The organism is Neobacillus vireti (assembly GCF_036962345.1).
In the GTDB taxonomy this organism is placed as follows: domain Bacteria; phylum Bacillota; class Bacilli; order Bacillales; family Cytobacillaceae; genus Neobacillus; species Neobacillus vireti_A.
In genome coordinates, this window is record NZ_JBALNB010000005.1 from 427,161 (window position 1) to 446,462 (window position 19,302).

Annotated in this window: 20 protein-coding genes; 7 read left to right on the plus strand and 13 right to left on the minus strand. The window is 37.1% G+C overall.

The window, feature by feature from the left end; genetic code table 11:
• Positions 1–4: 4 nt before the first annotated feature.
• Positions 5–1,474, plus strand: coding sequence for a sensor histidine kinase (locus tag V7108_RS05970; protein WP_335516969.1), 1,470 nt, complete (start codon positions 5–7; stop codon positions 1,472–1,474).
• A complete protein-coding gene (locus V7108_RS05975; RefSeq protein ID WP_335516972.1) occupies positions 1,471–2,157 on the plus strand; it encodes a response regulator transcription factor in 687 nt (228 codons plus the stop codon). The genes V7108_RS05970 and V7108_RS05975 overlap by 4 nt, the downstream gene beginning before the upstream one ends.
• A gap of 72 nt (positions 2,158–2,229) precedes the next feature.
• Here V7108_RS05975 and V7108_RS05980 read toward each other — a convergent pair whose 3' ends face one another.
• Both V7108_RS05980 and V7108_RS05985 read right to left on the minus strand, forming a co-directional pair.
• A complete protein-coding gene (locus tag V7108_RS05980) occupies positions 2,230–3,072 on the minus strand; it encodes an ABC transporter permease subunit (RefSeq protein WP_335516975.1) in 843 nt (280 codons plus the stop codon).
• Positions 3,065–3,976 (minus strand): ABC transporter ATP-binding protein, encoded by a 912-nt coding sequence (locus tag V7108_RS05985; protein ID WP_335567551.1) that lies wholly within the window; start codon positions 3,974–3,976, stop codon positions 3,065–3,067. The genes V7108_RS05980 and V7108_RS05985 overlap by 8 nt, the downstream gene beginning before the upstream one ends.
• A 177-nt stretch (positions 3,977–4,153) precedes the next feature.
• Here V7108_RS05985 and V7108_RS05990 point away from each other — a divergent pair, with 177 nt between their 5' ends.
• From V7108_RS05990 to V7108_RS06010, 5 genes are all read left to right on the plus strand, one after another.
• A complete protein-coding gene (locus V7108_RS05990; protein WP_335515113.1) occupies positions 4,154–4,858 on the plus strand; it encodes a response regulator transcription factor in 705 nt (234 codons plus the stop codon).
• Positions 4,855–6,219 (plus strand): sensor histidine kinase, encoded by a 1,365-nt coding sequence (locus V7108_RS05995; protein ID WP_335567552.1) that lies wholly within the window; start codon positions 4,855–4,857, stop codon positions 6,217–6,219. The genes V7108_RS05990 and V7108_RS05995 overlap by 4 nt, the downstream gene beginning before the upstream one ends.
• Positions 6,220–6,284: 65 nt before the next feature.
• Entirely contained in the window at positions 6,285–7,034 is a 750-nt protein-coding gene (locus tag V7108_RS06000; protein ID WP_335567553.1) for a PepSY domain-containing protein, read from the plus strand.
• Between the two features lie 119 nt (positions 7,035–7,153).
• Positions 7,154–7,690: a PepSY domain-containing protein gene (locus V7108_RS06005; RefSeq protein WP_335515105.1), complete on the plus strand. Its 537-nt coding sequence runs from the start codon at positions 7,154–7,156 to the stop codon at positions 7,688–7,690.
• 186 nt (positions 7,691–7,876) lie between these two features.
• Entirely contained in the window at positions 7,877–8,647 is a 771-nt protein-coding gene (locus V7108_RS06010) for an alpha/beta fold hydrolase (protein WP_335515102.1), read from the plus strand.
• Positions 8,648–8,711: 64 nt separating this feature from the next.
• On the opposite strand, the gene V7108_RS06015 is transcribed toward V7108_RS06010, so the two are convergent.
• From V7108_RS06015 to V7108_RS06065, 11 genes are all read right to left on the minus strand, one after another.
• Complete coding sequence (locus V7108_RS06015) at positions 8,712–9,779, minus strand: alpha/beta fold hydrolase (protein WP_335567554.1); 1,068 nt, start codon at positions 9,777–9,779, stop codon at positions 8,712–8,714.
• A 19-nt stretch (positions 9,780–9,798) separates the two neighbouring features.
• A complete protein-coding gene (locus V7108_RS06020) occupies positions 9,799–10,365 on the minus strand; it encodes a polyhydroxyalkanoate biosynthesis repressor PhaR (protein WP_335515098.1) in 567 nt (188 codons plus the stop codon).
• A gap of 14 nt (positions 10,366–10,379) precedes the next feature.
• A complete protein-coding gene (locus V7108_RS06025) occupies positions 10,380–10,952 on the minus strand; it encodes a hypothetical protein (protein ID WP_335515095.1) in 573 nt (190 codons plus the stop codon).
• Between the two features lie 13 nt (positions 10,953–10,965).
• Positions 10,966–11,412 carry a hypothetical protein gene (locus tag V7108_RS06030; protein ID WP_335567555.1) on the minus strand — a complete coding sequence of 149 codons (447 nt, stop codon included), beginning with the start codon at positions 11,410–11,412 and terminating at the stop codon, positions 10,966–10,968.
• A gap of 227 nt (positions 11,413–11,639) precedes the next feature.
• The gene (locus V7108_RS06035) at positions 11,640–12,254 is read right to left on the minus strand and encodes a YitT family protein (protein ID WP_335567556.1); all 615 of its coding nucleotides are present in this window, start codon (positions 12,252–12,254) and stop codon (positions 11,640–11,642) included.
• Between the two features lie 102 nt (positions 12,255–12,356).
• Positions 12,357–14,039 carry an ABC1 kinase family protein gene (locus tag V7108_RS06040; protein ID WP_335567557.1) on the minus strand — a complete coding sequence of 561 codons (1,683 nt, stop codon included), beginning with the start codon at positions 14,037–14,039 and terminating at the stop codon, positions 12,357–12,359.
• 182 nt (positions 14,040–14,221) lie between these two features.
• Positions 14,222–15,388: a tryptophan synthase subunit beta gene (gene trpB, locus V7108_RS06045; protein ID WP_335567558.1), complete on the minus strand. Its 1,167-nt coding sequence runs from the start codon at positions 15,386–15,388 to the stop codon at positions 14,222–14,224.
• Between the two features lie 149 nt (positions 15,389–15,537).
• On the minus strand, positions 15,538–16,731 hold the full coding sequence (locus V7108_RS06050) for an ABC transporter permease (RefSeq protein ID WP_335515973.1): 1,194 nt from the start codon (positions 16,729–16,731) through the stop codon (positions 15,538–15,540).
• The gene (locus tag V7108_RS06055) at positions 16,728–17,423 is read right to left on the minus strand and encodes an ABC transporter ATP-binding protein (RefSeq protein ID WP_335515976.1); all 696 of its coding nucleotides are present in this window, start codon (positions 17,421–17,423) and stop codon (positions 16,728–16,730) included. The genes V7108_RS06050 and V7108_RS06055 overlap by 4 nt, the downstream gene beginning before the upstream one ends.
• Positions 17,420–18,547, minus strand: a complete 1,128-nt coding sequence (locus tag V7108_RS06060) for an efflux RND transporter periplasmic adaptor subunit (protein ID WP_335515979.1) — start codon at positions 18,545–18,547, stop codon at positions 17,420–17,422. Before V7108_RS06060 ends, V7108_RS06055 begins: the two co-directional genes overlap by 4 nt.
• Complete coding sequence (locus V7108_RS06065; RefSeq protein WP_335567559.1) at positions 18,547–19,218, minus strand: Yip1 family protein; 672 nt, start codon at positions 19,216–19,218, stop codon at positions 18,547–18,549. Before V7108_RS06065 ends, V7108_RS06060 begins: the two co-directional genes overlap by 1 nt.
• Positions 19,219–19,302: the final 84 nt, after the last annotated feature.

Genomic DNA, 19,302 nt, shown 5'->3' on the forward strand with positions numbered 1-19,302 from the left:
TCCAATGTCTATCAAACTTCGCCTGATCTTATCAAATATTGCGATGATCACGGTTCCTATCTTCTTGTTTATACTTACATCTTTACTATTGATGATTGTTTTTCTCGGTGACATCAGAGAAATGACCAATTTTTTACCTGAAAGTCACAATTACCATCAAACAAAGCAAACGGATACCGTGCTCTTCCTTGGTCTTAAGAAAAAATCAGCAGTTAATCCGGATGAATTGATGAGTCAAGAGTATTTACAATCCAAAAAACAGGATCTAATTGCCATTGATTCAGGTTTATTGATTCGAAAAAACAATGAGATATACTATTCAACTTCCGACCTTGAAAACGTGGATACGAAAAAGCTGCCGGAGTTTGGTACAGAAAGAAGCTTTCGCAACTTAGAAAAAATTGGTGATCAGACGTTTTCCATCAAACAGCATGATTTCTTCCTACAAGACGGCAGCGAGGTTTCACTCTTTTTAATGAGAGATGCCAGCCCTTGGAATAAGTTTGTAAGAACCTTTTTTCCTATTCTATTCGGAATCTGTTTATTGATTTTAATTGCAACAAATGGACTATTGGCTTATTTTGTTTCCAAGAGTATTATCAAGCCCATTAACCAATTAAAAAAAGCGGCTCAGTTTATAAAGAACGGAAATCTTGAGCATTCTATTCGGGCAACTAGAAATGATGAGATTGGGCAATTAACACAATCATTTGAAGAGATGCGGATTCAATTAAAAGAGTCTCATAAGATTCAAAAACAATATGAAGATAATCGTAAGGAATTAATTGCACATATTTCCCATGATTTAAAGACGCCAATAACCTCTATAAAAGGATATATAGAAGGTATCCGTGATGGAGTCGCAGATACACCTGAAAAGCGGGCACGCTATATTCAAACCATTTATACAAAAGCAGTGGATATGGATCATCTGATCGATGAATTATTCTTATTTTCGAAGCTGGATTTAGGCAAATTACCTTTTGATTTTGAGGTAATCGATATAAAAGATTATTTAACCGATTATTTCGAAGAATTAAGCTTTGACTTAAGAAAACAGAATGTAGATTTGAATTTTCAATTTTCACCAAATGGTGTTTACCATGTACTAGCTGATAGGGAAAAACTGAAACGAGTTCTCGCAAATATTATTAATAATAGCTTGAAGTATATGGATAAAGCTAAAAAGGAGTTAAAAATAACTCTCCATTCAACCGCTGAAAATGTAGAGATTTCCATCGCTGATAATGGACCTGGCATTCCCGATGAGTCAATTTCCTTCATCTTTAATCAATTTTACCGAGCAGAGCAATCAAGAAATAAATTAACAGGCGGAAGCGGTTTAGGTCTTTCAATAGCAAGAATGATTATTGAAGAGCATAATGGCGAGATACAATTAGAAAGTACACTTCTGATTGGCACAAAAATTACCATTCATCTTCCCCACCAAAGTCTAAAGGAGGCCTCATCATGAAGAAGATTTTGATCATTGAAGATGAAAAGAGTATTGCGGAGCTAGAACAGGATTATTTAGAGATCAACGGCTTCCAGACAGAAATGGCTCATACAGGGGATATTGGTCTTCAAAAGGCTATGTTACAGGATTACGATTTAATTTTACTTGACGTTATGCTCCCAAACATTGATGGGTTTGAAATTTGTAAAAAAATTCGAAGTCAGAAAGACGTACCCATTATTATGGTGACCGCTAAGAAAGAAGAAATCGATAAGATTAGAGGTCTTGGCCTAGGAGCAGATGATTATTTAGTAAAGCCTTTTAGCCCAAATGAAATGGTTGCCCGAGTGAAAGCACATATTTCCCGTTATGAGCGATTATCAATGAAACAAAATACGGAAAACCAAGGAATCTATATCCGTGGATTATTTATTGATAGGTCATCCAGAAGACTCTTTGTTAACAATCAAGAAATCACCTTAACTACAAAAGAGTTTGATGTACTCACCTTTCTAGCCTTGAACCCAGACCAAGTCTTCAGTAAAGACCACCTATTCGAGCGAATATGGGGCTACGACAGCAACGGAGACGTCTCAACCGTCACCGTCCACATCCGCAAAATAAGAGAAAAAATTGAACAAGACCCATCAAACCCAGAATACATCGAAACCGTATGGGGATCAGGCTATCGGTTTCATTAATTTTAGTGACAATTTTAGTGACAGGCACCACAAAAAGACAGTGTCCACCCCAGGTGGACACTTCTTTGTGTTTTAGTGAATTTGGCTTTGGAATAGTGTGTTGCGGTTGTTGAATTTTGTGACTAGTTTTATTAGGAAGAGGTTGGCTATTAAGAGACCTACTCCTATTACGAATAAAATGAATGGGCTTAGAAAAAAGAGGCCACTAGCTTGTGAAATGATTATTCCAACGATTGGTAATACTAGCAGCCCGCCAAATTGCTGGGCCTCTTGAAACGTTTTTACCTTTGCTGAGATCAATACATTTAAAATAATATTAAACATGACCAATAATGGAATTACCCAAAACATTAATATCATCCAAGTAGAATTAACATATAGGACCACTTCAAAATATGGATAGGTGATTATATTTACAATAATTAAACTGACAATAAATGAAGCAAATGAGATCCCTAAGGTTGGAATTAGAGAGGCAAGCACTTTACCAAGAAATAAATCGGTAATAGATATGGGTGCGAACAACAAAGTCTCTAATGTATTTCTTTCCTTTTCTCCTACAAAACTATTTGAAGAAGTAACCATTGAATTAATAATCGCTACCATTAAGAAAAAGGGAATCATCATAAAGGTTAAGAAAAAATAAACAAACTTATAGCCAATTGTCGGCAATGCTATGAGTGTATTTTTCATATCTCCACTTGGAAAGTTTTCAATAAAAGAATTTATAGGCTTTTCAATATCTTTTGAAGAAGTACCAACCATATCAAAATGAATCCCGAAATAGGCAATTCCAGCTGGAACAACGATACATAATAATAAGGCAACGATGATCATTGGAACCCAAACCTTTTTGGATGAAAAGGTTGCTTTCATATCTTTCCGCGCAATGGTTAAGACTGTAGCTTTATTCAAAGTCTTTCTCCCCCTTAATATTAAAATAAAGAGCCTCGAGACTTCTATTGGTAATTTCACAATTATGAACCCATGTTTCCTTAAGAATGTTGGCTAATAAAGGAGTGATCTGATCCTTTGAATCAAGGATAAACTCCAATTGGATCTGCCCCTTTCTACTGTACGGATACCCCATGTAAGTTTGACTAGCAGGCCTAAGGTCCGTCTCCACTAGAAATCTAATTTCTTTTAAGTACCTATCCTCCAATTCCTTCTTTGTACCTTTTTCTACGATCCTGCCTTCCTTTAGAAATAAATATGAATCACAAATGTTTTCAAGCTGGTGGAGCACATGCGAGCAAATCAGAATGGTTACCCCTTCTTCTTGATTTACTTTTCGTAAATAATGGATGACTTCATTAATTCCTTCCGGATCTAAACCATTTGTGGGTTCATCTAGAAATAGAAGCTGTGGATTATGCAATAAAGCTTTTGCAAGTGAGATCCTTTTTTTCATTCCTGTTGAAAAACTACCAACGTGTTGGTCCTTAAATGACAGCATATCAAACTGCTCCAGTAAATAAGTAATTCTATTTGAATCGTATTTTCCATATATTTTAGAGAAAAAGACCAGATTGTCCCATGCACTCATATCATGATAGAGGCTTGCACTTTCCGTAACAATACCTGCTCTTTTTCTAATTTCATCACCATGTTGTTTTGGATTAAAATTCAGCACGCTCATCTTGCCGCTGGTAGCCTCTATTACTCCATTTAACAAACGAATAATCGTTGTTTTTCCTGCTCCATTTGGACCAAGCAGCCCATTAATACTGCCTTCCTTAATGGTAAAAGAAACACCTTTTAATATTTCACGATTATTAAACTGTTTGCTTACGCTATCGACTTCAATTATATTCTTCAAGATTTCTCCCCCTTACCTCTATCCATATTTATAACGATTCATAATAGGTTTTCGTTCACGCAAAGTTAATTTTTTTTTGATAAACTTGTATTTAAAGTATGGACCATATTTTCTAAAGGTTTTTATCACAATCATGACGAATAGGGTTGTAGGAATAAATAATGGAGGAGAATCCAAATGTCTTTAAATAAAGGGACGATTCTAGTCGTAGAAGATGAAGAAAAGATTGCAAGAGTATTAGAACTGGAGCTTGAATACGAAGGTTATTCCGTTACAAAAGTAATTGATGGACTCGAGGCTCTGGAGGCATATCGTACTGGAAGCTGGGATTTAATTTTATTAGATGTCATGCTGCCGGGATTGAGCGGGATTGAACTTCTCAGGCGTATTCGAAACAATGATGTGCTTACGCCTGTCATCCTATTAACGGCAAAAAGCTCGGTTGAAGACAAAGTTTCAGGTCTGGATCTCGGGGCTAACGACTATATTACAAAACCCTTTCAAATTGAAGAACTGCTGGCAAGGATTCGTGCTGCCTTAAGAATTAAGCAAGTGGAGCAACCCGAGCAAGATAACGAAGATCTACTGCGTTTTGCTGATTTAACCATAAATCAAAAATCAAGAGAAGTCATAAGAGCTGGAGAACACATTGAATTAACTCCAAGAGAATTTGATTTACTTGTTTATCTGATGATGAATAAACGGCAAGTGTTGAGTAGAGACCAAATCTTAGAAGCAGTATGGGGTTATGACTTTTTCGGTGACACGAATGTAGTCGATGTTTATATTCGCTATGTTAGAAAAAAAATAGACATCCCACAATTACCAGCATTGATACATACAGTTCGAGGTGTGGGTTATGTTTTGAAGGATGTCAAATGAAACTAAGGAATAAAATCAATCTGTACACTGCATTCTTGTTCGCACTGTTGCTTCTCCTCATCAATATTACTGTGTATTATTCATTTAACAAATTAATTATTGATAGTGAAATTAGTACTGCAAATAAGGAAATCAAAAAAATCTCCGAAAATATCGGTCTGTCCCTTGGTTCAATTCCCGAGGGTGCCCTCTTACGTTCTTACGTTCCAGTCAATGGGATGATTCAAATCGTGACTGCAGATAATAAAAGTTTGCCTGCAGTGACTAGCCCTGGAGAGCAAAATTTAAGTAAACGCAAAGCAGAGTTTTTTAACAGTGAAGTAAGCAAAACGATTAAATATCAAGGCCTTCAATATACGTTTGAATCAATGCCAATTATTTTGCAGGACGGGAGTATTGCGAATCTACAGATAACCAAAAGTATGGACACTGCAACCGACAATTTATCCATCCTTCGTATAGTTTTATTTATGGTAACACTCCTGGCGCTGATTCCTGTATTAATATCGAGCCGGTTTCTTAGTAATCTCATTACAAAGCCAGTCACATCTATGATTAGAACGATGACAGAAATAAGACAAAGCGGTCGTTTTAAAACCATTAAGCTTGAAGGTAAGTCCAAAGACGAACTTTTTCAAATGGGCGAAACCTTTAACCATATGATTGAGTTATTGGAAGTTAACTTTGAAAAACAACAGCAATTTGCTTCAAATGCCTCTCATGAGCTTAAAACGCCATTAACGATTATTGAAAGCTATGCCAGCTTGTTAAAAAGACGAGGCTTAAAAGAACCGCAACTATTTGCAGAGTCGATTGAAGCCATTCATTCCGAGGCAATTCGAATGAAGGAAATGACCGAACAGCTGTTATTGATAGCAAGGAATCAGGAACAATGGAATATCGAAGTAAACCAGTTAAATCTTCACGAACTAATTACCCAAAGTGTTAATGCATTCAAGAATGCTTACAACCGAGAGATTAAATGGGTAGAGGAAATTGATCCCCCCATTATCATTCATACTGACGAAAAAAAGCTTAAGCAGCTGCTTTTTATTTTTTTAGATAATGCAAGAAAATATAGTGATGAAGAAATAGTGGTTACCGCAGGAATAGAGAAGGAAGAGTTTTTTATCAAAATTATAGATTGTGGAATTGGCATTCAAGAAGATGAACTGCCAAAGGTGTTTGATCGTTTCTATAGGGTAGATAAGGCCAGGAGCAGAAAACAAGGTGGATCAGGTCTTGGGCTATCGCTTGCAAAGGAAATTGCTAATGCCATTGGCATTAGCATACATCTTGAAAGTAAATTAGGTGTTGGAACAACAGCCACACTTTTTTACAAAAAGAAAATGAAAATCTAATTGATTTCTCATCTTTTTCTAATTTTCATGTAAGAAAATAAATGTAAAAAAGGTGGTGAATACGTATGAAAAAAATCTCTAGGTTTTGGGCAGCAATATGCTCCCTACTCCTAATTATTGTATTTATCGGTTGGCAGCAGTTTGGAAAACTCAATCCCTCTGCCGACATGTTATCGGAACAAGAGGCTCAGAAGCTTGTTCAAGAACGCTATCAGGGCAAAGTTTCATTAATAAAGTTAACCAGTCAACAATACCATATAGAATTAGAAAAACAGAATCGTCTTTATGTCATCAAGTTAGATGCTGAAAGTGGGAAAGTTTTATCTTTTGCAGAAATCGGATCTACAGGGAAGGCAACGCCCCCTGCTCCTCCTACTGAAGTGGAGTTAACGGAGGAAGAAATAAAAAAGATCGTTCTTACAGCAGCAAATGGCTCGCTAGTATCCTTAGAAAAAATCGTTACGAATCAGGAAACAACATTTAAGGCAATTGTGAATGAGGCCGATAAACAGACTACCATAATCGTAGATGCCATTTCAGGTACCATCCTCTCCTCCACATCAACTGCAGTCAATCAACCGCCCAAACGATTGACAGAGCCTGAGGCTGTTCAGGTTGCCAGTAAACAAGTTCTAGGCGAAGTGGATGATATTTGGTTAGAAACAGAGGGCGACCGAACCTATTACTTTGTTAAAATCGAAACAAAGGATGACCGTGAAGCTACAGTCCAAATTCATGCCATAACTGGAGAGGTGCTATCTGTTACCTGGGATGATCATGACAGTGACAATAATGACAAAGACGACGACGACTAGGAAGTGAGTAGTAACCAAGCATTTCTCATCAATTTCTAATGTTTCTATCCTTTTTCTCTCATTTTAGCTGGATATACTGTAATTATAGGAAGGTTACTAATAAAAAGGAGGAAACAATAATGAAAAAAAAAGTATTAATTGGTGCGTTGGCAGGCTTACTTGTTATGGGAGGTGCAATTGCAGTAGGTGCCTCAAAGAATGATGATAACCGTCCAGATGATTCCATTCATGCAGAAGACAAAACGTCCATCATAAATCTTGATTCACAAAACATCCCTGAATTAAAGGCAGGTCAGGAAGTGGAGCTAGAAACAGAGCATGGTCAAACATTTTACAAGATTGAATCCGATGATGATGACAACAACAGTCCATCTTCAGCTTCCCAACCGTCAAACACTTCAACACTCTCAGTGGAAGAAGCAGCAAAAATAGCGACAAATGAAGTGAGCGGAAAGATTACAGAGATTGAAAAGGAATTGGAGCATGGCAGACTGGAATACAAATTTGAAATTCAGTCAGACAGGGGCGAAGCGGACGTACGAGTCGATGCTGAAACAGGAAAAATCACCAGAGTAAAGTTCGATGATAGATATGATGATGATCACGACAATGATGATGATGACAAGGGAAGCGATGACAACGGAATTGATGGTTAAGCTGGGAAAGGACAATCGTAAAGTCGATTGTCCTTTCTTTTGTCCTAATAAATGTAATATACACCTATTGGTTATAATCAGCATTTTATATTTATATAATTGGTTAATTAAACATTAAACCTGTTTATACTATCCGAATTATGGCAAAAAAAGGTTTTTATCACAAACCATAGGAGGTAGTTTAACTTGGGTGAGTTATTCTCTGGGATACCCTTTTTACGTTTGGGTGCTGGTGAACCTTTGGTTTTTATTCATGGTCTCGGTGAAATAAAGGAAGGCTGGGCGAACCAGTTTGAATTGGCAGAACAGTATGATCTCATTATCCCGGATTTACGAGGACACGGGGAGTATCTTACAAATGAGGAAATATCCATTTCGAACTTTGCACATGATATTATTTACTTATTAAAGGGGTTAGGGATTAAAAGTGCTCATATTTGCGGGCTATCAATGGGTGGAATGGTTGCACAAGAAATCTATCGTCAGGCACCGGAAATGTGCCGGTCTCTTATCCTTGTAAGCACTCTTCATTTCGCACCAAAACATTTTGGTGATTTTTTACTAACATTCAAGAAATACGGTATAGAAAAGCTTTCTATAAAAGAGGAAAAAGATATCGCGGCAAGAGTTTGCTTATACTCTTGGTCTGAAAGTAACCTTGAGGCCTTCCATAAATTTTATCAGCCAAACCGTAAATTTTATCTTTTATCTCTTAAAGCATGTCTTGAGGTTAATAACCTCTGTTTACTCCCCAAGATAAAAGTTCCAACGTTAATAATTGGCGGCCAGTACGATTCCGTAACTCCTGTTTGGTTACAGCTATGGATGCATAATCAGATTAGACACTCTGAATTTATCATTTTCAGAAATACAGGACATATTGCTAAGCTTGAGGCCAAAGAAGCATTTAATGATGTGTTGAAAAAGTTTTTAAACAAAAATAAAATCGCAAGTTAAGGGAAGAATCTCTTCCCTCTTTATATTCATTATATAACCTTGTACTCACTCGTAGAACCATAAATTAGAGTAGTTTCGAACGTGTTGATGCCCATTCATCGATAACAATAGCGAACAAACCAGTTAATGCTAAAGATACATGACCTGCTTCAACTATTTTGTAGGTTTTATCCTTACTAGAAACCAAATCCATGATTGGCAAGCTTTGTGCCTCTAATACTAGTTGATCCTTAGAGGAAGAAATAACCAATAGATTTGATTTAATATTTTTCAAATCTGCAGTTTTATTTTCAATAATTAATTCGCCTTTAACAAGCTTATTCTCTATAAAAAGATCATTTATGAGTTGTTTAAATGCTTCACCCGCAAAGGAGACATGATCGGACGTCCATTTATTCATTCGACGCCATTTATCCACATATTTTTCGTCATCTGCCCGATTTAATAGCGAGGCATAGTGACTAAAATAAATTGGCGTAGTAACCGCCTGAAAGATAGCTTCCACATATGATGACGGTACATTCCCGTAAACTTCGATGAAACGGTCGATATTAATATCTCCATTCCTTAGTCCTTCAGCCCATTTATCTGGGCCCACCATCGTACTGAAGTCAATTGGAACTGTTGCCGCAATCAAGTTTTTAATTGGTTCTTCTGCAATGGAGGCATAGATTGAGGCAATAGTACCTCCTAAGCAATAACCAACAAGCGTTAACTCGTCTGCTCCTGAGTGGCGAAGCGCGCGCCTGACTGCCTGTCTTAAATATTTTTGGATGTATGTATCTAAACCGATATTTTTATCTTCATATCCCGGTGTCCCCCAATCCAATAAATAAACATCATATCCTCGGTTTGTTAAACCCTCCATTACACTTACCTTTGGGGCAATATCAAGAATATACGGTTTATTAAATAAGGAATAGACAAAAAATAAAGGGATTCCATATTTTTTTTGTTTTGCCGGGTAATGCCATAGTATTGATTTATTTTTTCTCCAAACCTCAGTTCTAATAGTATGACCAACCTTCGGTTCCGGTTCACTCAATACTTTACCAACATGCTTCCAACGCCGCATATCTTTCTCATAATCCAAGGCTTGAACGAACTCCCTAAAGAGTGCTTCTACTGCCACCGTTCACACTTCTTTTCTATTATTTTGACGAATCCACTCCTGCGATAAGAGGTTCTGCTGGTGTGTCCTTTTTAAGTAACTCTTTAATCATGTCAAATTCTTCTTTAAAATGACTAAGTTTATTTAATTCACTCTTCATCTCCTGCAGTTCACTTTGTAAATCCTTTGTATAAACGAGCTCTTTATTCGTTTTAACTAACTCAGTTTTTAGTTGTTTTGTCAGTTTAATAATTTCCTTGGCTACCTCTACAACAGTCTCTATTTCTTTATTTTGGATTTGAATGGAATCCTGTAATTTCAAGATTTGTTCCTCTAAGGTCTCAATTTTTTCTTCTGTCTGAAGCGTTAGGGAAGCAACATTCGTTAAATCGCTTTTAGTTGGAATATTAAGGATACCCGCAAGAGCCTCTTGGTTTTTTCTAAATGCTTCAAGATAACGAGAGTTTGCTTCTGTACCGACAGGGGACATTCCGGCGAATTCCTGGTTGTTTGTCCAGAGTTGGATAAAGTCATTTATTAATTTTTCCCAAATTTCACTGTACTTTTTAAAAGAATCATATGGGTCGTTTGGTCCTATCACTGCCATTCTATTTACCTCCGTTAAGATTTTGTTGGTTCCGTAACATTTTTGATATATTGCTGAAATGGAAAAAGAGCTGACTTCACTTGCTTATCTAATTGATCCACAAATAATTTTTGATTTTCATATAATACATTCGTTATACTTTTTAGATTTTCTACATAATCCTCTCTGCTTTTCTTTCTAAAGGAAATACATTGTTCAACCGTATCTATGTATTTATCCAGCGCTTGACCATTCATTAAAGTACGAATAGGTGTTGTTAGAAGGTATGTAGTTTTATTTTGAATATCATCAAATACTTGGTTTATCTCCTCATAGGACGTAATAGGAAAAAATTGCTGTATAGTAGTGGTGGCCATTAGTAATTCTTCACGTGCATATTTTTCCCATTCAAGAAGCTCTCTCTTAAATTGCTCAGTAATGGCATGCCCATTTTCCTGACTTCGTCTCATATTCTCAACAAATTGTTTAGTAGTATTCAAGAATAATTCATCAGACTGGTTTAATTTTTCAGCCCACGCATCTACTTGTTCAAAGGCAGCTTTCCACAATAATTCATAACTTGATACTGATTCATTTTTATTTACCATCTCTTTTTCCTCCTCAATTTTTGTTAGTAAATAATTTTTTCAATTCCTCAAGTTCCATTTCCAATGTCTTCATCTTGTTAACCTTTACATTTTTTACTTCATCTTCAAGAAATTCAAGGTTTTCTTTTAGACAGTTCGTAAGTTTTTTTAACTCAAAATTATTCTTTTTTAAATCCATTTGGAGTATATAGATTGTTTCTTCTAGATTATCTATCTTCTCCTCACAATCTATTTTTCTTAATGCAAGGGCAGCGATATCATCTTTATTTGGGATATCAAATACTGTTAACCATTTTTTGATTATCTTCTGTTGGGTCTCAACATGGTTTAAGTGCCGCTCCATTGCACTTCCAAGTGCTTCTGTAAAGTCTAGACTATTGGTAATGGTGTGGATTTTCTTGTTACATTCTCTTTCAAATTCCTTATAAAGTGTTACTGGGTCTTGATATTTTGTTTCCATAAATGTCCTCTGCCTAACCAGTTGTATAATTGTTTTGAAATAGGCTGTGTAATACTGGCCGTTAATTTGCACAATAGGTACGCACATCGCCACATCGAAACAAGCTCTATAATCAACAGTATCATTAACACAGCCTAAGAATAAAGAATTAATAGTTTTTAGTCAATGTAAATTTGATAATTTCTCAAAAAAATTTGGCAATTCTGTAATCTTATCATGTACAATCATCATTCTACAATAATATCAATCGTTTTATAAGCAATGAAAAAGGCGGCTAATGAAAATACAGCTTCTTTCAATCCGAATATAAAAATTGAACTTCCCAAAATAAAAAAATTAATAAACATAACAATTTTTCCTATTGAGAAGGGTGATCTTTTACTTAACAAAATGGCTAAAACCTCTGTCCCGTCTAAAGAGCCTCCAAATCGAATAACAATCCCTACACCCAACCCTAAAATACCCCCTCCTAAAACAATCACTACCACAGGATTTTCAGATAATGGAGGATATGGCTCTAATATAAGGGTACCAAATGATAAAATAAAAATGGCAAAAATACTAAGAATAATAAACCTTTTTCCAAGATAGGAATAGCCTAAAAAGAGGAATGGAGTATTAAGTAATAAAAGAAATAAACCAACTTCAATACTAGTGTAATGAGAGAGTATAATGCTTACCCCAACGATACCGCCGTCTATTACGTTATTCTTTACTATTAATAACTGTAATGAGATCGCAACCAAGGATGCACCAAAGAAAATGTATAATAATCTTTTTTTAATAGATATATAATTTGTTCTGCTGTAGCTTAAATAATAGTTTATTCTCTTTTTATACATATTTCACCCCTTTGGCCTATTACGTTACACTCGAATATAATTGGTTTAGTATATTCTGCTTAAAGTAAAAAAATGCCCGGCGATTCGGCCAGGCACGGAGTTTTAAAATCTCCCTGATTTAAAGATAGAGTATAAAAGTAAGAGGAACATGATGGCCGCGATACCGAATCCTATTTCTATCATTGGGATTTTCGATAATAGAATCGATGTTTGTCCTGATAGGGAGGCACCAATGATCACCCCTACCAAAATAATGCTAAAAGCTAACAATACAATACTAAATGAGAGCCTATTACTAATAGTATTAAGTTTCTTAAGGACTGATTCTATTTCAGGAGTAGAGATCTCAATCTGCATTTTACCTTTTTTCATGACAGAGGTGAAATCTTTTATCGTTTTTGGGAATTCATGAAGGATATTGCCATATTCGGTGAAGTTAGACCATGCAAACTCAGCCATATTTTTCGGTTTAAAACGATCAATGAGTAGTTGTCGTCCAAAAGGTTCAGCCACTGCTAGTATACTAATTTCATGGTTTAGTTTTTCAACGGTCCCTTCCAAAGTCAGCAGTGTCTTTCCTAATATCGTTAAATCTGTTGGAATCTGAATCTTATGGCGATATGCAACAGAAAAGAGCTCATTCACGGCCATTCCAACACTCATTTGACTAAAAGGGACATCCAAATACTTTTCCCGAAGCTTGTCTATATCTGAATGTAACTGTTTAACATTCACATCATCAGGTACAAGCCCCATATTTGTAATTGCCTTCACAACTTCACTCGTATTTTTTCGCATTAAGGCAATGACAAAGGAGGCGATGTGACTCCTCATGTCAGGAGTGATTCGTCCAACCATACCAAAATCCATAAAGGCAATGACTTGACCTGGCAGTGCCACTATATTCCCTGGGTGGGGGTCACCATGGAAGAATCCATCTATTAGTATTTGATGAAATATAGCATTTACTACTTTTTCACCTAATACTTTTGTATCAAATCCTTCTTCTTCAAGCTTTTCGACTTCATTTAATTTAATCCCATCAATAAATTCCATCGTCAATATCTTTTTGGTCGTGTATTCCCAATATACCTTTGGAATGTGAACTTTTGGATCCTCCTTGAATTGCTTAGAAATCTTCTCGGTATTTCTGCCTTCATTTTCATAGTCTAATTCTTCACGAAGTGACTTTGATAATTCTTCTATAATCGTTCGAATTTGGTATCTTTCGACCCAATCGATTCTACTTTCTGCCAGTCTGGCCAGATCCTGCATAATTTCTAAATCCGTTTCAATCACACCCATAATATTAGGCCGCTGAATCTTAATGGCTACTGGCTCTCCTGAAAGCAAGACTGCATAATGAACTTGTCCAATCGATGCAGCGGCTAACGGCGTTTCACAAAATTCAGCAAATGAATTTTCCAGCGTATCAGCCAATTCTAGTTCTAAAATTCTTTTTACTTCATCAAAGGAAAAAATAGAAACACGGTCTTGAAGTTTTACCAACTCTTGTAGAATTTCAGCAGGAATAACATCGGGTCTTGTACTGGCAATTTGTCCAATTTTCACAAAGGTTGGACCCAGTTCCTCGAGAAACAACCTAATCCGTTCACCTGTTGTTCTGCTATTGAGCGATTTGTTTCCTTCAACAAATACACGCTTTGGTACTGATAATAAATCGATAAGCCCTAATTCCTTCATAATAAACCCAAATCCGTGCTTCGTAAAAGCATATACAATGTCACGATAACGCTGGATATGGCGAATTTTTTTCTTAATCATCTGCTTCACTCCTGAGGAGTATTTTATTTAAGGTTGTTTCGTAAAGATTGTTGAAAGGTTAAGAAAAGAGCCCTATATACCAAGATTCTCACTTTTTCCTGGGATTTACAAGTTCAATCCGGTATTGTTCGTTTAAATAACAAAAAGACGCATCGATGATCGATACGTCTAATTCACTGAAATTACTTTTTTAACATATTAAATACCTGCTCAACATCTTTATCACCGCGGCCTGATAAGTTTACAATCAGAACATCATCTTTTGGTAATTCCTTTGCTAGTTTTATAGCGTAAGCAACAGCATGAGAGCTTTCTAATGCAGGTATAATCCCTTCCGTTTTACTTAGCAGCAAAAATGCATTTAACGCTTCCTGGCCCGTTACGGTTACATATTCAGCTCTTCCGCTTGTTTTCAAATGGCTATGCTCTGGTCCAACGCCTGGATAATCCAAACCGGCTGCGATCGAATAAGTTGGCTGCGGATTTCCATTTTCATCTAACAATGTTAAGCATTTAAAGCCATGGATAACCGCAGGGGTTCCTTCTGTTAAGGTAGGAGCTTCTTTCGGCTCCACTCCGATTAGGCGCACATACTTTTCGTCAATATAATGGGCAAATGCTCCAATGGCGTTACTGCCGCCTCCGGCACAGGCAATTACTGCAGTTGGAAGCCTTCCTTCTTTTTCAATAATTTGGCGTTTCGACTCTTCACTTATTATAGATTGAAAGTATTTTACCATAGATGGGTATGGGTGCGGTCCAACAGCTGATCCTAAAAGATAAAAGGTATTTTGATAGTTTTGAATTAAGTCTGCTAACGCCTCATCGACTGCGTCCTTTAATCGCCCTTGGCCTTTTTCAACTGGGATTACTTTAGCTCCTAATAGTTCCATTCTAAAGACGTTAAGCGCTTGACGTTCCGTGTCTAGCTTACCCATATAAATAATACATTCCATTCCAAACATGGCACATGCAGTTGCTGTTGCAACACCATGTTGCCCCGCACCAGTTTCAGCAATAATTCGCTTTACACCCATTCGTTTCGCTAACAATATTTGACCAATGGCATTATTTATTTTGTGGGCACCGGTATGGTTTAAATCTTCTCGTTTTAAATAGACTTTTGCGCCGCCAAGTTGCTTTGTTAAATTTTCTGCAAATGTCAGCGGATTTTCACGGCCAACATATTCCTTAAGATAATAGTTGAATTCTTCTATAAAGTCCTCGTCATCCTTATACTTTAAGAATTGAGTTTCCATCTCATCTAATACTAGCTGCAGCTCCGGAGGGACAAAACTTCCCCCAAATTCACCATAATATCCTTTTTTATCTACTCTCACTTTTTCCATACTCGGCTCGTCTCCCTTAATTCTATTATTTAAATTGCATAAACTATCTAAGTTTTAAACTATTATAAAATAGCATGGCAGAATATTCAAATAATTCTTTTTTCAAAAAAAGAGGGATGACAAATGATTGTCCCATCCCTCCTTCGAATCTATTCATATCTCAAAGACTCGATTGGGTCTAACTTTGATGCCTTGTTTGCTGGAAGCAGTCCAAATACAATACCAATCACCATTGAAAAGACCACACCACCTACAACGACCTGCCAAGATATTAAGGATGGCCAGCCCGCAAAGAAACTTACGATACTAGCTGTTCCCCAGCCAAGAAAAATCCCAAGGACTCCGCCAATTAATGTCAGCGTCATCGATTCGATCAAGAATTGTGTTAAGACCTGTCCTCTTGTAGCACCAAGTGCCATACGAATTCCAATCTCTCTTGTGCGTTCTGTAACTGAAACGAGCATAATATTCATAACGCCAATGCCGCCGACAAATAAGGAGATCCCTGCGATACTGCCAATAATAAGAGTCATGATTCTGGTAATCTGACCAATTCCCGCAGCGATTTCTTCCATATTGAGTACCTGATAGGAATCATCTGTATTATGCATATTATTTAGCAGGTTAGCAGCTTTTTTCCCAGCTGTTTGAAGCTGGTCTGAAGACTCCGCTTGCAGTGTTACCTGTGTATAGTCACTACTTCCGTAAATCATCCGCCAGGTTTGAAAAGGAAGATAAACTTCCATAGAACTAAATGAAAGGAGACCTGTTGGTTTCTCTAACACACCGATAATTTCAACCGGCTGATTTGCCAAAGTGATCACTTTTCCAACCGGATTTTCACCTTTAAATAATTCTTCCTGGATTACCTGACTAACCACCCCAACACGACGACCGCCTAGAAAGTCTGAAGTTGAAAAACTTCTCCCCTTTTCTACTTTGATATCATTCAGCTGTATGTAAGCTTGATTTATTCCTGTTGACGAGACGTCTGCAGTCTCCTGTCGAAATCGAACGGATGACATCTGAGTACTAGAGGCTACAACGCTTTTTATCTCTGGTATTTGTTCAAGAGCACGTATATCCTCTTGTTTAAATGGAGCCTGCATAAATATATTTGGGTTTGACCGGATTTCTTCATCTGAAGGCTGATAAAATAGCTCTACCGTATTACCCGGACCGGTGATTTGTTTTTTTAACATCGCTTCTCCGCCTTGCCCAATTGCCACTACAATGATAACCGCTCCAACACCAATAATAATTCCCAGCATGGTTAAGATACTTCGCATTTTATGGGCTTTCAGTGAACTTAACGCCATCAAAAGGTTTTCCATAAAACTCATTCAGACGCCCCCCTCGATTGTGAAGAGGGTTGCTGAATCATTCCGTCACGAACAAATATAGTACGCTTCGCATATTCCGCTACTTCTGATTCATGGGTAACAATAATAACCGTAACGCCTTCTTCCTCATTAAGCTCCCTAAATTGCTCCATAATGTCTATGCTCGTCTTTGAATCCAATGCCCCTGTCGGCTCATCCGCTAGAATAATTTTGGGTTTATTCACAATCGCTCTTGCAATTGCCACACGTTGCTTTTGTCCCCCTGATAAAGCATTGGGAAGGTGGTCCATTCGGTCAGCTAACCCCACTTTCTTCAAAGCTTCTTCCGCTCTAGACTGCCGTTCAACTTTAGAAACGCCTGCATATATCATCGGAAGCTCTACATTTTTCAAGGCAGTCAGCCGGGGTAATAGATGAAATTGCTGAAAAACAAATCCAATAGATTGGTTTCGAACTCTTGCTAGTTCATTTTCACTATAATGAGAAACATTTTCTCCCCCTAAGAGGTATTCACCAGTTGTCGGCTTATCCAAACAGCCAATCATATTCATTAGTGTGGATTTACCGGAACCAGATGGACCCATGATGGCTACAAATTCGCCTTGTTCAATGCTTAAACTAATATGATTTAATACATTTACACTCTCTTTTCCTAGCAAATAGGATTTGGTGATAGATTCTAGCTGGATCATTTTACAGTCACTTCCATGCCATCCTTGATTGAATCAGGACTGTCAATGATGACTTTGTCTTCTTTTGATAAACCTTCTAAAATCTCAATCTTTGTTCCAGAAGTGATGCCTGTTTTAACATTTTTCTTACTCGCTTTGCCATCTTTAATAATAAAAACATATGGCTGGTCTCCATCATCATGTAAGGCGTTGATTGAAAGAACATTTGCTTGTTTTTTGTCTGTTTCAATTTCCATGATTACTTGGAAACCAGGCTTCAATGCTTTTATGTCCCCTGTCAGCTTCATTGTTACTGGATACTGCACTGCCTGATTTCCGCTTTGGAGAGCAGTTTGATTTTGCTCTGGAAGAAGAGAAATTTTTGCAATCTCACCCTGCCATTCTTGTTCCGGCAATGCATCTGACCGAAGGATGACTTTCTGTCCTGTGCTCACTTTCAATGTGTCATATTCAGACAATAAACCGTTTGCTATCAATGCATCCAATTTACCGATATGTACGATAGGTTCTGCCATACTGTTTTCAAGAGAAGTTGTATCTGGCTTCTTAGTGGTTAAGACGACACCGTCGATCGTACTCTTAATCTCTAATTCACTTTGGCGCTTATCAATCATGTTCTTTTGCAGTGTTGTTTGCTTTAACTCAAGATTAGCCAGCTTTTTTTCCATCTCGAGCTGTTCATATTCTGGGTCAAGCTGCTTTTTCGCTTCCCCCTTACCCAGCTGTTCAGTCAGGGTCTTTTCTTTATCCTTTAATTGCTTAAGTTGTTTATCAAGTTGATTGATTCTAAGATTAGCAGATTCGATTGAGAGTTTATTTTGCTCCAATTCCAGTTCAAGCTGAGGGTTATGAAGAGTGGCTACAACTGTGCCGCTCTTGATTTCCTGTCCTTCTTCTACTAGCAGCTCTTTCAACTCCCCTTTTTCTGGGGAAGCATAAATAATTTGTTCCTCTTCCAGTTTTATTGTCCCTGGGATCATTAGAAGAGATGAGATTTCCTCCTCCTTCATCTCAGTAGTTTCAACGGAAGGTCCTTTTGCAAGGACCTCCCGATAAACACTGACAGAAATCATAATGATGACCAAGCTGATTACACTTATTATTATCCATGTTTTCTTTTTCATTACAGCACCGGTGCTCCTTGCAGCAGACTGCCAATCATGGCAAAGCCAATTCCGATTAAGAAGAAGACAATTGCAATCGTCCAAGCCAGCCCTTTTGAAAATTGTGCTGTTTTATGTAGTCCAATTGCCGTGACAATCATTGTCCAGATCGTGAATACCTCAAATGATCCTAAGATACCCACTTTATCTTGATTTAGTAACCCTGCTAAACTAGTAACATATATTTCTGGATTTCCGCCAATTGCATATCTAATTGCAGTATTTAGAATAACTCCCGCTGCACCGATTACCATGATATAAGTATTCATAGAGAAAAGTTGTTTAAACGTAACCGGAGAACTAGCTATTTTGCCAATAATCAGGTGGATTGCACTGCTAATGAGAACACCGATAATTGGTGTTATAATTCCAGTTATGGCGACTGTTACCTTCGTAATTCCCAAAACAATATCTACTTGATCCTCTGGAACCCCCTGATCAATTAATGTTAAGGCGTCCATGGATAATGCCATTAATGTCATTCCAATTGCATAAAGAACACTGATTATTATCAAAGGCACCCAAATTTTTGGCACCCTCTTAATCCTCTCAAACTGTTCACCCGGACTCGTGAACATTCCTAATAATGAAGGCTTTTGTTCTTTTGTAATGATTTCTGTTTGATTTTCCATCCATAACACTCCATTCTTCAATTGTGTAAAATTTCCCTTTTAATAATACGATAGATTAGGAAGAAGGTTTCATTTATCGCTAAT

What these genes read in the sequence shown, in the direction of transcription:
- V7108_RS05970 (WP_335516969.1), top strand. Translation starts at nt 5, where the DNA reads ATGTCTATCAAACTTCGCCTGATCTTATCAAATATTGCGATGATCACG.
- V7108_RS05975 (WP_335516972.1), top strand. Translation starts at nt 1,471, where the DNA reads ATGAAGAAGATTTTGATCATTGAAGATGAAAAGAGTATTGCGGAGCTA.
- V7108_RS05990 (WP_335515113.1), top strand. Translation starts at nt 4,154, where the DNA reads ATGTCTTTAAATAAAGGGACGATTCTAGTCGTAGAAGATGAAGAAAAG.
- V7108_RS05995 (WP_335567552.1), top strand. Translation starts at nt 4,855, where the DNA reads ATGAAACTAAGGAATAAAATCAATCTGTACACTGCATTCTTGTTCGCA.
- V7108_RS06000 (WP_335567553.1), top strand. Translation starts at nt 6,285, where the DNA reads ATGAAAAAAATCTCTAGGTTTTGGGCAGCAATATGCTCCCTACTCCTA.
- V7108_RS06005 (WP_335515105.1), top strand. Translation starts at nt 7,154, where the DNA reads ATGAAAAAAAAAGTATTAATTGGTGCGTTGGCAGGCTTACTTGTTATG.
- V7108_RS06020 (WP_335515098.1), bottom strand. Translation starts at nt 10,365, where the DNA reads ATGGCAGTGATAGGACCAAACGACCCATATGATTCTTTTAAAAAGTAC.
- V7108_RS06025 (WP_335515095.1), bottom strand. Translation starts at nt 10,952, where the DNA reads ATGGTAAATAAAAATGAATCAGTATCAAGTTATGAATTATTGTGGAAA.
- V7108_RS06030 (WP_335567555.1), bottom strand. Translation starts at nt 11,412, where the DNA reads ATGGAAACAAAATATCAAGACCCAGTAACACTTTATAAGGAATTTGAA.
- V7108_RS06035 (WP_335567556.1), bottom strand. Translation starts at nt 12,254, where the DNA reads ATGTATAAAAAGAGAATAAACTATTATTTAAGCTACAGCAGAACAAAT.
- V7108_RS06040 (WP_335567557.1), bottom strand. Translation starts at nt 14,039, where the DNA reads ATGATTAAGAAAAAAATTCGCCATATCCAGCGTTATCGTGACATTGTA.
- trpB (WP_335567558.1), bottom strand. Translation starts at nt 15,388, where the DNA reads ATGGAAAAAGTGAGAGTAGATAAAAAAGGATATTATGGTGAATTTGGG.
- V7108_RS06050 (WP_335515973.1), bottom strand. Translation starts at nt 16,731, where the DNA reads ATGAGTTTTATGGAAAACCTTTTGATGGCGTTAAGTTCACTGAAAGCC.
- V7108_RS06055 (WP_335515976.1), bottom strand. Translation starts at nt 17,423, where the DNA reads ATGATCCAGCTAGAATCTATCACCAAATCCTATTTGCTAGGAAAAGAG.
- V7108_RS06060 (WP_335515979.1), bottom strand. Translation starts at nt 18,547, where the DNA reads ATGAAAAAGAAAACATGGATAATAATAAGTGTAATCAGCTTGGTCATC.
- V7108_RS06065 (WP_335567559.1), bottom strand. Translation starts at nt 19,218, where the DNA reads ATGGAAAATCAAACAGAAATCATTACAAAAGAACAAAAGCCTTCATTA.